We start from the raw sequence: 13,583 nt of genomic DNA, 5'->3' as shown, positions 1-13,583 counted from the left end.
GATGCTGGTTCTGGAGAAGCTGGTTTTCCGTTGCCAGACTTTGGCGCGCTTCCCGGGTGCGCTGCGCTTACCCGGGCTACGGGGCTGCAATTGCAGCTGTATCCCCTCTCCCCTTGCGGGAGGGGGGCATCACCAGCGCAACTTGCGCCGCACCATCTCCCGCTCAAGCTGTGCCATCAGCGCACGCGCCTGCGCTTCTTCAAGGAAACGCAGCTGCAGGGCCGGCGAACCACCTGCACCTGCGGTATCCAGCGTCAGTGTCGCGGTGCCGAATCGCCGGTCCAACGGTGAGCGATCCAACCGCAGGGCCTGCAACTTGTCCAACTCGGCTACCCGCCACCAGCGGTTCCACCAGCCGCCACGAATGGCCACGCGCTGCGCGTCGATGTTGTAGCCGATGCGGCTTACCTGGCGATGCGCCTTCAGCGCCGACCATGGCAGCCAGAGCAGCGGCAGCAGGCCCCATGCACTGCCGGTTTCGTATACCAGCAGTGCAGACAGCAGGCTCATCAACAGCAGCGCCGGCAGGCACAGCCGCCACCAGCCGCGGGTGCTTACCGGCAGCCATTGGGCGGGCGGCCACTGCAGCTGCGGTAGCAGGTGCTGCAACAGGCCATCGCAGGCAGCAGGCGTTGCCAGCGGCGCCAGTTCCTTCAGCGCGCGCCCGTCCTGTTCCTGTTGCTGGCCGCCACTGGCGATATCCACCCGCAGCTGGCGGCGCTTGAACAAGCGATGCAACGCACCTTCGCGCAAGGTCCAGGCCTGGATGCGACGCCGTGCCACGCTGCTGCGCACGCGGGTGAACAGGCCGCGTTCGACGGTGAGGCGGCGGTCGGCCTCGCTCAGGCGGAAACCGTAGTACTGCACGATAGCCAAGCCCACCGATAGAAGCCGCATCAGGACCAGCGCGAAGGCGAGCAACAGCAGGCCGGTAGCGACCATCGTCAGCGTACCCAGCTGCAATTGGCTGGCATAGCCGAAGGCGTGGCGGCCTTGTTCCTCGATGAAATCGGAGGTGGTCCGGCGCGGGAACAGCTGGTAAGCCGCACCGATTGCCGCCGCCACAACGACCATTGCGCGGTTGGATATAAGCCCCTGCCGCACCAGTTCGGACAGCGGCAAGCTCAGCAATACACCATCGGTGGGAGTGTCCGCTTGGTCGTCGGTTGGCGCTGCTTCGCTGCCGCCCTGGCGGATCAGCCGCTCCAGCTCCAGCGCCTGTGCCAGCTTGAGCACGCGCATTTCCGCTTCGGGCTTGTCGCCGCCAGCCGATTCCAGTCGAAGCTCGGCCACGCCGAACATGCGGTGCAACAGGTTCTGGTGCACGACGACGTTGTGGATGCGCGCGAACGGGATCTCGCGACGGGTGCGCTCGAAGATGCCGCTGCGGATGCTCAGCGCATCGTTGCCGATGCGATAGCGGTAACTCAGGTATTGCAGCACCGCGCTGGCGACCAGCGCCACCACGATCGCGCCACTGATCCAGTGGTGGTAGGGCAGGTCGTCATCGCGGCGGCTGCCGAACACCAGCAAGGCAACCAGCGGTAGCAGGAACTGCTGCACCTGCTGCTGCAGGGCGAACAGCCACGACCACGGATGCAGCCGTTGCTCGTCGCTGGGCACGGGGGGCGGGAGTTCGCTCACAGCGCGTCGTCGTGGTCGAGCTGCCGCGCCAGGCGATCACGCAGGCGTTCGGCATCGGCGTGTGCCAGTCCGGCCACGGCGACGGTGTTCATGCGGGTGCCGGCGGTATGCACGATCAGGGTCGCCAGGCCTGCCATGCGTTCCAGCGGGCCGCGGCGCAGGTCCAGGTGCTGCACGCGCGATACCGGCACGTGGCTTTCGCTCTGCCACATATGGCCACGGCGGACACCGAGCGATTGCGCGTCCAGCCGCCAGAAGGTGAGCCGATGCCGGCGCCAGCCGAACCATGCGCCGAGCAGGGCGCCAAGTACGGCACCGGCCGAGGGGATCAGCAGCCAGCTCGATTGCTTGGTGACCAGCATCAGTACCACGCAGGCCGCGCCGAACAGCAGGGCCATGCTCAGTGCCGAGCCGGTGGCGGCGAACAGCGCGCCGCGCGGCGGCAGCGGTTGCCACTGGATGTCGTCCGGCAGCGTTGGATCGAAGGCAGGAGGTTCAGTCATGCGCAGACGATATAACGCCGGGACCGTACAGCGGTAGGTGCGATGCCGCTGGCAGTTGTAGGAGCGGCGTCAGCCGCGAAGCCGGTGACATGACAGGCCAAGGAAAGCCTGCGTTCGATATTTCAAGGTTGGGCACCAATGCTGGCGCCGGATGCGGCAATAGCTTCGCGGCTGACGCCGCTCCCACAAACGCAACAAAAACGGGGCGCTTACTGCGCCGCCATGATCAGCGCATCCACATCCAGGTGATGGCCGGCGCGTGCGGCCTTGGTGCGTAGGTACTGCTCGTTTTCGTGGGTGATCTCGCCGGTCACCGGCACGCAGCCAACGACCTCGATGCCGGCCTTGCGCAGGTGCTGCACCTTGGTGGGATTGTTGGTCAGCAGCTGGATGCGTTGCACGCCCAGCGCACGCAGCATGGCCACCGCGCTGCCATAGCGACGTTCGTCGGCACCGAAGCCCAGTTGAGCATCGGCGTCGATGGTGTCCAGGCCTTCGTGCTGGTAGCCGTAGGCACGCATCTTGGCGGCGATGCCGGTGCCGCGGCCTTCCTGGTCCAGGTACAACAGGATGCCGCCGCCCAGCTCCTTGAGCGTGCGCAGGCCGCGCCGCAGCTGGTCGCCGCAATCGCATTTGAGCGAGCCGAACAGGTCGCCGGTGAGGCAGGACGAATGCACGCGCACCGGCACGATGCCGCTCATGTCCGGATTGCCAACGATCACCGCAACCTGGTCACGCTGTGCCACGCCGCCACGGAACACGGCGAACTCGCTCATGCCGACGTCACGCAGCGGTACTGGCGAGCGCGTCACCAGTTCGTAGTCCTGGCCGGCCTGGCCAGCACCTTCGTACAGGGCGGTGGTGTCCAGCTGCAGGCAGTCATCGAAGGGGCTGCCTGCGGCATCCAGTTCCACCGAAATCATGGCCGGCAACAGCAAGCCCAACCGCGCCACTTCCACCGTCGCTGCATCCAGCGCATTGCCACTGGCTTGCGCGTCGGCCGGCGCAACCGCATCGCGCAGGTAGGCCAGTGCTGGCAGCTCTGCAAACGCGCGATCAGTCAGTGGAACGTGGATGCCGTTGGCGGCGTTGATGCCCAGCGTCTGCGCGCGCGCTGCGCTCAGGAACAGGTAATGGCGACCTTGCGCGGCCTCGGCAAAGGCGGCGTAGCCTTCCGGCGAGCTGCTGTCCAGGGCAATGCTGGCCAGTCGTTGCCGGCCATCGCTGATTACTACCGGGCGGCCCGCACGGAGTTCGGCGGCGGCGCGCTCGCAGCGGATGGCGGCGGTCTGGCCGAAGTAGGACGGGCTGGCGGAAGCGGGGTTGTTCATTTGAAACCTTATGGGGGCCGTTGGCAGTCGAATCAATCGAGCGGCACGGGTGACGCAGTGTTGCAGCAGCAGGTTCAGTGCGGGTGACGGGCAGTGGCGTAAGGGTCGTGCTCGCCGCTGCCCGGCGGCCGCAGCGTGTAGCGCTTGTAGGTCCACTGGTACTGCGCAGGATCGCGGCGGGCGATGCGTTCGATGCCGGCGTTGAGGGTAGCGGCGGCAAGTTGCAGATCCGGGTCGGCGATCAGGGCTTCGGCTGGTTCGATATGCAGGGCGAAGTCCAGGTTGGGCCCGGTGCGCTCGCACCAGCCGTACAGCAAGGTGGCGCCGGTGCGCTCGGCCAGGCGGTTGACCAGGGTCATGGTCAGCGCCTGCATGCCGAAGAACGGAACGAATACGCCGTCGCCGTTCTTGGGTTGCTGGTCGGGCAGGATGCCGGTGGCGCCGCCTTCCTTGAGTACCTTGAATAACTGCCGCACTGCTGGGCCTTCAGCACGCACCTGGCGCACGTTGTCGACGCCGCGGCACAGCTGCAGGAATTCATCGCCGACCGGGTTCTCCGGCGGTGCATAGACGATGGCGATCGGCCCGCGCGAGGCCAGCCACTGGTTCAACAGCTCCCAGTTGCCGTAGTGCGGGGCAATGACGATCACCCCCTTGCCTGACGCCAGCGCGGCGTCATACAGGTCCTGTCCGTGGCGTTCGCGCAGGTGGCGGGACAGGTTCTGCGCAGGGTCGTGGGTCCACAGGTACAGGGTTTCCAGTGCCTGGCGGGCGGTGGTGCGCAGCACCTCGCGGTGCAGGCGCGCGCGCTGGGTGGGGTCCAGTTCCGGGTAGGCCAGCTCCAGGTTGCGGCGGGTCACCCGGCTTTCGCGGGCATTGATGCTGCGCCACAGCCAGGCCACCGTGTCGGCCAGGGTCCGTTGCCAGGACCAGGGCCGGTGGGTCAGGGCACAGGCGAGGCGGTAATAGAGCTTGGCGGTGGATTGCGGTTTCATTCCCCCAAGTTTAGCCGCTGGCGCCCGGTGCTATGGTGCTCGGCCCCACAGCAGGAGCTGCCAATGCTTTGCCTGATCCAACGTGTCACCCAGGCCTCGGTCACTGTTGATGATGCCGTGGTCGGGCAGATCGGCCCGGGCCTGCTTGCCCTGGTCGGGGTGGAGCCGGGCGACGATGAGGCGATGCTGTCGCGGATGGCGGACAGGCTGCTCGGTTACCGGGTTTTCGCCGACGATGCCGGCAAGATGAACCGTTCCTTGCGCGATACTGGTGGCGGGCTGTTGCTGGTCAGCCAGTTCACCCTGGCTGCCGATACCCGTTCAGGCATGCGCCCGAGCTTCACCAGCGCCGCGCCGCCGGCCGAGGCTGAACGGCTTTTCAACCGTTTGGTGGCTATCTGCCGTGAAAAACACAGCCCAGGGGTGGAAATTGGCCGCTTTGGTGCCCATATGGTTGTCAGCCTGATCAACGATGGGCCCGTAACCTTTCTGCTCAGACCGTAGCGCGCCGCGAACCCACCGCCCCGGCAAGCGCTATGCTGCGCTGGTATAATGCTAGGTTCCCATCTTCACAATCGCCGGTGGCGCGAGCATTACATGGCCAACGAACGTCCTGCCCAGCAAAACGACATCAAGCTTCTGATCAGCAAGGGCCTGGAACAGGGCTACCTGACCTACGCCGAAGTTAACGATCATCTGCCCGACGACATGGTCGATCCGGAGCAGATCGAAGACATCATCGGCCTGATCACCGGCATGGGCATCGATGTCCACGAAGTTGCCCCCGACGCCGACACGCTGATGCTCAGCGACGGCAACACCGGCAACCGTGAAGTCGATGATACCGCCGCTGAAGAAGCTGCTGCTGCACTTACCGCACTCGACACCGAAGGTGGCCGCACCACCGACCCGGTGCGCATGTACATGCGCGAAATGGGTACGGTCGAGCTGCTGACCCGCGAAGGCGAAATCGCCATCGCCAAGCGCATCGAAGAAGGCCTGGGCCAGGTGCAGGCTGCACTGGGCACCTTCCCGCTGGCTGTTGAGTCGGTATTGGCCGACTACGAACTGCACAAGGAAGGCAAGAAGCGCCTGGCCGAAGTGATCGTCGGCTTCAACGACCTGGTCGAGGAAGCACCGGCTCCGGCCGTTGCCGAAGACACCAGCGACGACGCTGATGCTGACGGCGACGAAGACGACGACGGCGACGACGTCGAGGAAGAAGCCGGCCCGACCGGTCCGGATCCGGTGGAAGTGGCTGCCCGCATGGAGCAGCTGGCCGCCGACCTGGCCAAGTTCAAGAAGGCACACGCCAAGGGCGACACCAAGGCCCAGGCCAAGCTGCGCGAAGAAATCTCGGCCACCTTCGTGACCCTGAAGCTGCCGCTGCCGCTGACCGACGTGCTGGTACGCCTGCTGCGCGACACCATGGCCCAGGTCAAGTCGCAGGAGCGCCGTGTGCTGCACCTGGCCACCATCACTGCCCGCATGCCGCGTAAGGATTTCATCCGCTCGTGGGAAGGCAACCAGACGAATCTGGAGTGGGTGGAAGATGCGATCAAGCGTAAGCAGAAGTGGTCGTCGGCCCTGCGTGACGTCAAGGACCAGATCGTGTCCGAGCAGCAGGCGACCATCGACCTGGAAAAGAACACCCAGCTGAGCCTGGACGAGCTGAAGGAAATCAGCCGCGTCATGGCCTACGGCGAAGCCAAGGCGCGCAAGGCCAAGAAGGAAATGGTCGAGGCCAACCTGCGTCTGGTCATCTCCATTGCCAAGAAGTACACCAACCGCGGCCTGCAGTTCCTGGATCTGATCCAGGAAGGCAACATCGGCCTGATGAAGGCCGTCGACAAGTTCGAATACCGCCGCGGTTACAAGTTCTCGACCTATGCCACCTGGTGGATCCGCCAGGCGATCACCCGTTCGATCGCCGACCAGGCCCGCACCATCCGTATCCCGGTGCACATGATCGAGACGATCAACAAGTTGAACCGCATTTCCCGCCAGATGCTCCAGCAGTACGGCCGCGAGGCTACGCCGGAGGAGCTGGCCAAGGAAATGGACATGCCGGAAGACAAGATCCGCAAGGTGATGAAGATCGCCAAGGAGCCGATCTCGATGGAAACCCCGATCGGCGACGACGAGGATTCGCATCTGGGCGACTTCATCGAGGACACCAACGTGGAGTCCCCGATCGAGAACACCACCAACATCAACTTGTCTGAAACCGTGCGTGACGTGCTGGCTGGCCTCACCCCGAGGGAAGCCAAGGTGCTGCGCATGCGCTTCGGCATCGACATGAACACCGATCACACGCTGGAAGAAGTGGGCAAGCAGTTCGACGTGACCCGCGAGCGTATCCGCCAGATCGAGGCCAAGGCGCTGCGCAAGCTGCGTCACCCGAGCCGTTCGGAGCAGCTGCGCAGCTTCCTCGACATCGAGTGAGTGGTGGCTTGCAAGTGATTGCTGGCGCGTAAGCGCTGGAATGAAAAGCCCCGCCTTGGCGGGGTTTTTCTTTGCGCAACACACGCACATCAAAAGCAGACACAGGGAAGTAGTCGCACGCTGCAAGCTCCACTACACTGTGTCATCGCTACGGGCCTATAGCTCAACGGTTAGAGCAGAGGACTCATAATCCTTTGGTTCCAGGTTCGAATCCTGGTGGGCCCACCATGAGATCAATTGCTTAGCTCTGTTTTTATCGAGTTGGAGCAAGGATTCTGGGGGAGTCGTGGAAAAATTCCGCGATGGATCCGTCAACTCCCTCCAGCGTGCAGAGCGTGGAGTCAATTGCTTAGCTCTTTCTTTCGCTGTGGAACGCGTTTCTTCGGCAAGATCCCATCGCTGATCTTGATTGATGCGGTGGAGCATGCAGGTCATCTCACCGCTGCCCAACAGGACAATTTCAGAGTGGCTTCGGTTCGGTTCCGAACAGGGGCGGACGTCTACTCTGGAATTAGGCCGGCCCGCACAGCGGGTTCGGTTCGAGAGAATTACCAAGCAGCATACCTGTCTATTAATTCTTGAAGTTTGGCAACGGAGAATCTGACTTTCACGTTTGATGTCACGAATTCTTTGCCAATGAACTCGGCGACAGGTTTTCCTTCGAGCTTCTCCAAGAGAGCATCCATGCCCCTGGCAAAGAGAAGTTGTTTGGCGCGCTTTAGCGTCGCTTCGTTCTTTGGTGAAACATCGATGGATCGATACATTCGTGCCATCGCCTCGTGGAACTCGGGTGTATTTCTCATGTTGCCGACCTACCTGAAAGGCGGCCCCGAGGGGCGGTTGCACCAGTCATGCCAGATGGATTCTTCCCTTGATACATTTTGATCTTGGCGCCGCAGGGGCGTGCCAGTGATCCATCCCCGATTTCTGGGGGGGGCAGCTTCGGCTTGAATGAATTGTCAGCGGGCGGAGACGCGCCAATGCAGCCCCTGACCGCCTGACTTGTGAACACCAACAAACATGGATGTTGGTGATACATCACTGGGGCAACGAAAGAACGTGTACGAACTGTCGAGCTCGGACGGGGTCGGCCACCGCGATGGGTGATAGCGTGACGGAACAACGGCCGAAGCGGGAACTGCTTGGCATTGGCCAGGCGGGTGCCAGCTGGTGTTGCTGGAAATACTGAAGGTCAGGGCGCTCTCATTCGTATCGATGTTATGGATCTCGCGGAGGTCGGTCGAGCTGGCGGGAAGCCACTTGGGAATCCAGCCGCCGGAAATACCGCCGCCAGCGACCACTGCGGCCATGTCTGGGTAGGAAGTCTCCGAGACCTCAGTCAGGTTGCAGCCCGCGAAAGCTGCAACCAAGACGACTGCAAATTGCGATGATCTAGCCATGCCTGCTGACACCTGAGTTGAGCCGGGCCGCGTAGCGACATCGGCTTGGACGAATTGTTAGGCCCCAACCGAGCTCGCCAGCGGTGCGCGCTGACCGTGGTGGCGCTCGAACTGGATGAGCACAGCGGCGGGAAGTTCAGGTGCACCTGGTTGTTGGATACGAAACAGTGGCTCAAGCCACGGCGCGACAAGCGCGAAATGCTCTGGCCATGCGGGGGCCAATTCGCGCGATGAGATCCGTGCAGTATGTGTGGTAACCAACGCCGGACCAGACCCAAAACGGGCGTGCGGCATCTTCTGGCGCCAAGTCGACGCCAATGCACTCGCCGGAAGGCGTCGGCCCTTTCGCCAGTTGATATGTGGTTTCGCTCATGAGGTCCAGCTGTCGATTAGATTCTTGCGGTGACTATTCCGGATAAACAATATCTGAAGTTGCGGAGGTGGGCTCGCGGCTGTCGGCAGCAGGGGACGCCAAAGGAAGTTCAATCCTTATGGTGGTACCGCCGGCAGGTGGGCATTCAAGGCTGATCGAACCGCCTGCAGTGGTTACTATGTCCTTGACAACAGATAGCCCTAAACCAGTGCCTTCACCGGTAGGCTTTGTCGTGAAGAACGGATCGAAGGCCCGAAGCTGTACTGGCTCTGGCATGCCCGGGCCGTCATCAGATAGCGTCAGCGCGAATGATTTTCCTGTAGGGGCGACCGATGCGGAAATTCTTAAGGTGCCAGTTTCGGGCATCGCATCGCGCGAGTTTCCAGCGATATTTAGAATCGCCAGTTCAAAATGGTTCCTGTCCATGTGGATGGAAATGGGGCGTTGTGGGATATCCAGCTGCAAGCGGATACGACTGCCCAGCAATTGTCGCAACATTGATTGAAGCTCGTGCGTTGCCTCGCAGGCGTCGAATGTTTCTGGGCGTGCTGTTTCCAGACGACTGAAGTTCAGCAGTTTCCTGCTGATGGCCATTGCACGGCGTGTCGCCATCTCGATGCCTTCCAGTGTCGATGCGAGTGCCGGTATACCGCCATTGCTGGCCAACTGGTTTCGCTGTTGTGCATAGCCCAGGATGATAACCAGTACATTGTTGAAGTCGTGTGCGAGTCCGCTTGCCAGGCGCCCGGCAGCATCCATTTTCTGCGAATGAATCAATTGAACCTGGGTGCGTTCACGTTCTGCGATCTCCTCGCGGAGCTGCCAGTTCGATTGTTCCAGTGCTTGGCCGCGCTTTTCAGATTCCTGCAGGCTTATACGCAGGGCGGCAACGGTACGATCGAGCACCACGGTAATGATCAGCCAGATGCCTGCAATTGAGATTGCCTTGCCAATCGATGCGGCCGGTGCGATTGCGTTGGCGCGGAAGACATCCAACACAAGACACGCCAGCAGCATTGCCGTTAGTGACGCGAGCATGAGCCAAAGAGCGCGACGGCCTACTACCAGGCCGGCCAGTGAAAGCAACAACAAGGGGATGGGGTCGGGCCGTATATGAGACAGGCCCACGCTTGCGTAGGCAATACCGACGCATAGCGCGGTGACGGCCAGGAATAGCGTGACACCTGTGTGGAAGACGCCGCGACGTATCAACCTCAGTGCGATCCAGGCGGATGCGACCAGAAGGATGTCGGTGGCCAGGTCTGCGTAGAGTTGCAAAGGGCCAGGCTTCTGCCAAGCGCCACTGTAGATCGCGTACAGAAAAATTGCTTTGTTCAGCGGCACGAAGATGCCGAAGAACAGAAGCAGTATCTGCAGGAAGGGCGCATTGCGCCTGTCGACTGCATTGATAATGGGGGTGTTGTTCAGCCAGCGAGAGATCGGATTCATGAGGTGCCTGGCAATATGTCCGGGGGGCTTGAGTGGTGCGAATCGGTCGAGGCTATTTCCCGATTCGCCGAATATGTTTTTTTCTGCACACGGCTTTGTTTCCTGGGGAGCTGAAAAACCCGGGGTGATGACCTGATGCTGCATTCAGAGCAGCGTAATGATCATGTCCGGTGAGCGTTGCTACAACGTTCATCGCGATTCGGGTTGCAACGATCCGATGACTGAAACTTTGAATGGTTTTCGATGGCGCCGTAGTGTCATTCATGCCCGCGTGGCATGAAGCAATGAAGCAAATGGCGGTAACCCCAAAACCGCTAACCAGGCGCACGCATGGATCGGCTTTTCGCCAGTACATGAGCTGGTTTCTGGAAGGCGCGAGGACCCGAACCGATGAGGCTGGGTCGTTGCAGTCCAGTGGTATCCGATATGATGGTGCAAGGACCCGCCCCCGAGAAGATGACCTTGTTGCCGCGCCTCGCAATTGTGGAAGATGACGAAGAGCTTCGGGAGAAGATCATGGTTCCTATTCTCCGAAATGCGGGGTTCGATGCTATCGGGCTTGCGAGCGCATTGCAGTTCTATCGCATGTGGGCTGGATCCCCATTTGACCTTGTTCTTCTGGATGTGGGGTTGCCGGATGACGATGGTATCGATATTGCCAGGCATATGCGCGGCCTTTCGCCTTCGTTGGGAATCGTCATGTATACCGGGCAGGGAACGACTTCGGAGCGCCTGCGAGGGTTGCGTGCCGGCGTAGATGCTTACCTCGTGAAGCCGACGGAGATGGACGAGGTGATTGAAACCTTACGTAACGTCCATCAACGGCGTGTGGGTCATGAGTCTCAAGCGGCACATCCTGGTACATGGGTCCTGGACAGGAATGGTTGGGCTCTTTTGACGCCTGCAGGCGTCGCATTGACCCTGAACCAAGCCGAGCGCCAGGTGATGAGGATACTGGTGGCAACTCCAAATGAGCCAGTGTCCCGTGAGGCGTTGATAAAGAACCTGACAGCTGATGCCGACGGCTTTGATCCGCATCGGCTAGAGATGCTGATCTATCGCCTGCGCAGAAAGTGCATCGAGAACTCGGGGGAGGCGCTGCCTTTGCAGGCGGTGAGAGGGGCCGGGTACCTGTTTGAGCCCTGACAGGCATATCGCTTCGTCTCTTTGCGGACACGCTCCTCTGTGAGGAGTCGTCTGAAGGTTGCAGGACCGAGAGTTTCCACGAAAACCAGGCCGATGCGATAGCACTTGCATGCTGGCGCTGCCTTGCTCACGCAATGTGAGCAAAGGTGAGTAACTCGCGATTGATGATCTCCAGGTGCAAACCTAGATTGCCTTTGCTTTTCCACGTGTTTCGTACAAGCCAGAGGCTTTGTCATTCACGGGGGAGAATGGGGGCAGGAGAAGCGCATTCCGCAAGGTGTCTTCTACTGCACGTCTTGGCAATGGACGGTACTGCGGTGGACGACATCATGCCTTTGGGCATATGGCGCACCGCCCTGGTTTTGAAAGGGGGCAGGTATGACGCTGCGGCGGGTATCGCCGTGGGAAACACCGCTGAGTGCAACTCCTGCAGGGCCTTTGTTCGCGGGAGTCAGCGATTTGGGGGTGTACAGGGCGTTATACGCACTGGTCGTACGTTTCGAATTAAACGCCAACGTTGCAGCCAAACGGTGGTTTTTTTTACTTGCGCTACCGACCGTCGGCGGTGGTGGCAGTGTGCTGATAAGTGATCTCTTCGCCTGTGACCTGCCTTCGCGGTTTGATGCACGGGGTAGTGGTTTGAGTCGGTGAAAAATTTTTCAGAAGTCTTATAACGAGGGAAAGCATGAATACGGAAGTCATCGCCAAGTCGTCCGGCAAAATTGCCGTTGTTGATTCTGGGGATTTGGCGCTCGCCCAGCCCAGCATCGTCAAGATCAAGGTCGGTCCTGAGACGGTTGAGCGTTTCGAGCAGGTCGGTAGTGACCTCCTGATTGTCCTCAAGGATGGCAGCACGCTGACCATCCGCGGCTTCTTCGTTCAAGACGATGAAGGTCACCGTAGTGACCTGGTTCTGGAAGATGTGGAAGGCGTGCATTGGTGGGGGCAATACACCAGTCCCTGGTCTGACTTCCACTTTGCCGAAATCCAGGAAGACCTCGCTGCCGCTGGGTTTGTCCCGCCCGCAGCAGGCCTGCCGGCTTGGGCGATCGCCGCACTGGCGCTTGTCGGTGCAGGTGCTGTCTATGCAGCAGTCGACGATGGCGACGATGACAAGCACAGCAATCGGCCGCCAGAATCGCCGGATTACGCGCACACTGTCGCGGAGAATGATCCAGTGAGCGGTCGTGTTGTTGGCGCTGATGCGGATGGCGATGCGCTGACTTATGCCGTCACTACGCAGCCGGTGAATGGCACGGTTACGATCAATCCACAGACCGGCGAGTACACCTATACGCCGAAGCCTGGCTACAACGGTCAGGATGGATTTGTCGTCACCGTAACGGACGGTCATGGTGGCAGCAGCACCAGCACCGTCAATATTGACGTTACTCCGGTCAATGACTTGCCAGTGCCGGTGGATCCCAACGAAGGTCTGGATCCCGGTGATCCGGGCTATATCCCCGGCCAGAGCTTCGATCCGGACTCGGGCGACTATGAGGTCACTACGCCGGAAGACACTGCTATCGACGGCAAGATCACCGCTACTGACGCTGATGGTGATCAGCTTACGTATGTGATCGGAGAGCCTCCGCTGAATGGCACGGTTACCATCGACCCTGAGACCGGCGAGTACAGCTATTTGCCGGCTCCGAACTACAACGGCACTGATGAGTTTACCGTTGTCATTGATGACGGCGAAGGCGGGACCACCACCAGTAAGGTCACCATCACCGTAACACCGGTGAATGATCCGCCGGCATTTGAAGACCCGAACCAGGGCGGCACGCCGCCGGGCCCGAATCAGCCGGGCACGATCTTCACCCCGCCGGGCACCGATGGCGCAGGCAACCCGACGCCGGCCAGCTACACGGTCAGCTACAACGAGAACACCGCAGCGGGCGTCGAGCTGGGCCAGGTCCAGGCCGGTGACGTGGACGGTGATGACGTGACCTTCGCGATCAGCGCAGGCAACGACAACGGCTGGTACGCGATCGATCCGAGCACGGGTGTGATCACCCTGACCCCGGCCGGTGCCGCCTCGCTGGCGAACGACTACGAGGCCACGGGCAACAGCCACACGATCACCGTGGTGGCCAGCGACGGCAATGGCGGCACGACCACCATCACCGTCACGCTCAACGAGCTGGACGTCAACGAAGCGCCGGCGTTTGAAGACCCGAACCAGGGCGGCACGCCGCCGGGCCCGAATCAGCCGGGCACGATCTTCACCCCGCCGGGCACCGATGGCGCAGGCAACCCGACGCCGGCCAGCTACACGGTCAGCTACAACGAGA

At 61.3% G+C, this 13,583-nt stretch carries 10 protein-coding genes and 1 tRNA gene; 5 read left to right on the top strand and 6 right to left on the bottom strand.

The features are described 5' to 3' along the window. Positions 1-129: 129 nt before the first annotated feature. The 4 genes from QMX78_RS07520 to QMX78_RS07505 form a co-directional block, all read right to left on the bottom strand. Entirely contained in the window at positions 130-1,644 is a 1,515-nt protein-coding gene (locus tag QMX78_RS07520) for a PH domain-containing protein (RefSeq protein WP_282268076.1), read from the bottom strand. Then, on the bottom strand, positions 1,641-2,147 hold the full coding sequence (locus tag QMX78_RS07515) for a PH domain-containing protein (protein ID WP_282268074.1): 507 nt from the start codon (positions 2,145-2,147) through the stop codon (positions 1,641-1,643). The genes QMX78_RS07520 and QMX78_RS07515 overlap by 4 nt, the downstream gene beginning before the upstream one ends. A gap of 209 nt (positions 2,148-2,356) precedes the next feature. Further along, positions 2,357-3,478: a GTP cyclohydrolase II RibA gene (gene ribA / locus QMX78_RS07510; RefSeq protein WP_282268072.1), complete on the bottom strand. Its 1,122-nt coding sequence runs from the start codon at positions 3,476-3,478 to the stop codon at positions 2,357-2,359. A 74-nt stretch (positions 3,479-3,552) separates the two neighbouring features. Continuing rightward, the gene (locus QMX78_RS07505; RefSeq protein WP_282268070.1) at positions 3,553-4,473 is read right to left on the bottom strand and encodes a lauroyl acyltransferase; all 921 of its coding nucleotides are present in this window, start codon (positions 4,471-4,473) and stop codon (positions 3,553-3,555) included. Positions 4,474-4,536: 63 nt separating this feature from the next. Between QMX78_RS07505 and dtd the strand changes: the two genes are divergently transcribed. From dtd to QMX78_RS07490, 3 genes are all read left to right on the top strand, one after another. Beyond that, positions 4,537-4,977, top strand: coding sequence for a D-aminoacyl-tRNA deacylase (gene dtd, locus QMX78_RS07500; RefSeq protein ID WP_282268068.1), 441 nt, complete (start codon positions 4,537-4,539; stop codon positions 4,975-4,977). A gap of 93 nt (positions 4,978-5,070) precedes the next feature. Then, positions 5,071-6,918, top strand: a complete 1,848-nt coding sequence (gene rpoD, locus QMX78_RS07495) for an RNA polymerase sigma factor RpoD (RefSeq protein WP_282268067.1) — start codon at positions 5,071-5,073, stop codon at positions 6,916-6,918. A gap of 152 nt (positions 6,919-7,070) precedes the next feature. Beyond that, positions 7,071-7,146 (top strand) — tRNA-Ile (locus tag QMX78_RS07490). Between the two features lie 320 nt (positions 7,147-7,466). Here the strand turns inward: QMX78_RS07490 and QMX78_RS07485 are convergent. Together QMX78_RS07485 and QMX78_RS07480 are read right to left on the bottom strand one after the other, a co-directional pair. After that, entirely contained in the window at positions 7,467-7,721 is a 255-nt protein-coding gene (locus tag QMX78_RS07485) for a hypothetical protein (RefSeq protein WP_282268066.1), read from the bottom strand. Positions 7,722-8,724: 1,003 nt separating this feature from the next. Next, complete coding sequence (locus QMX78_RS07480; RefSeq protein WP_282268065.1) at positions 8,725-10,284, bottom strand: ATP-binding protein; 1,560 nt, start codon at positions 10,282-10,284, stop codon at positions 8,725-8,727. Between the two features lie 282 nt (positions 10,285-10,566). Between QMX78_RS07480 and QMX78_RS07475 the strand changes: the two genes are divergently transcribed. Beyond that, positions 10,567-11,286 carry a response regulator transcription factor gene (locus QMX78_RS07475; RefSeq protein WP_282268064.1) on the top strand — a complete coding sequence of 240 codons (720 nt, stop codon included), beginning with the start codon at positions 10,567-10,569 and terminating at the stop codon, positions 11,284-11,286. Between the two features lie 685 nt (positions 11,287-11,971). Next, on the top strand, positions 11,972-13,583 hold a 1,612-nt coding region (locus QMX78_RS07470; protein ID WP_282268063.1), incomplete at its 3' end, for a tandem-95 repeat protein.

Source organism: Stenotrophomonas sp. PS02298 (genome assembly GCF_029959445.1).
Taxonomy (GTDB): Bacteria; Pseudomonadota; Gammaproteobacteria; order Xanthomonadales; family Xanthomonadaceae; genus Stenotrophomonas.
This window is presented reverse-complemented; position numbering and strand designations above follow the sequence as displayed.

Bases quoted from the DNA above. Each gene is read 5' to 3' on its own strand.
- QMX78_RS07515 (WP_282268074.1), bottom strand. From the start codon at position 2,147: ATGACTGAACCTCCTGCCTTCGATCCAACGCTGCCGGACGACATCCAG.
- ribA (WP_282268072.1), bottom strand. From the start codon at position 3,478: ATGAACAACCCCGCTTCCGCCAGCCCGTCCTACTTCGGCCAGACCGCC.
- QMX78_RS07505 (WP_282268070.1), bottom strand. From the start codon at position 4,473: ATGAAACCGCAATCCACCGCCAAGCTCTATTACCGCCTCGCCTGTGCC.
- dtd (WP_282268068.1), top strand. From the start codon at position 4,537: ATGCTTTGCCTGATCCAACGTGTCACCCAGGCCTCGGTCACTGTTGAT.
- rpoD (WP_282268067.1), top strand. From the start codon at position 5,071: ATGGCCAACGAACGTCCTGCCCAGCAAAACGACATCAAGCTTCTGATC.
- QMX78_RS07485 (WP_282268066.1), bottom strand. From the start codon at position 7,721: ATGAGAAATACACCCGAGTTCCACGAGGCGATGGCACGAATGTATCGA.
- QMX78_RS07480 (WP_282268065.1), bottom strand. From the start codon at position 10,284: ATGCAGCATCAGGTCATCACCCCGGGTTTTTCAGCTCCCCAGGAAACA.
- QMX78_RS07475 (WP_282268064.1), top strand. From the start codon at position 10,567: ATGATGGTGCAAGGACCCGCCCCCGAGAAGATGACCTTGTTGCCGCGC.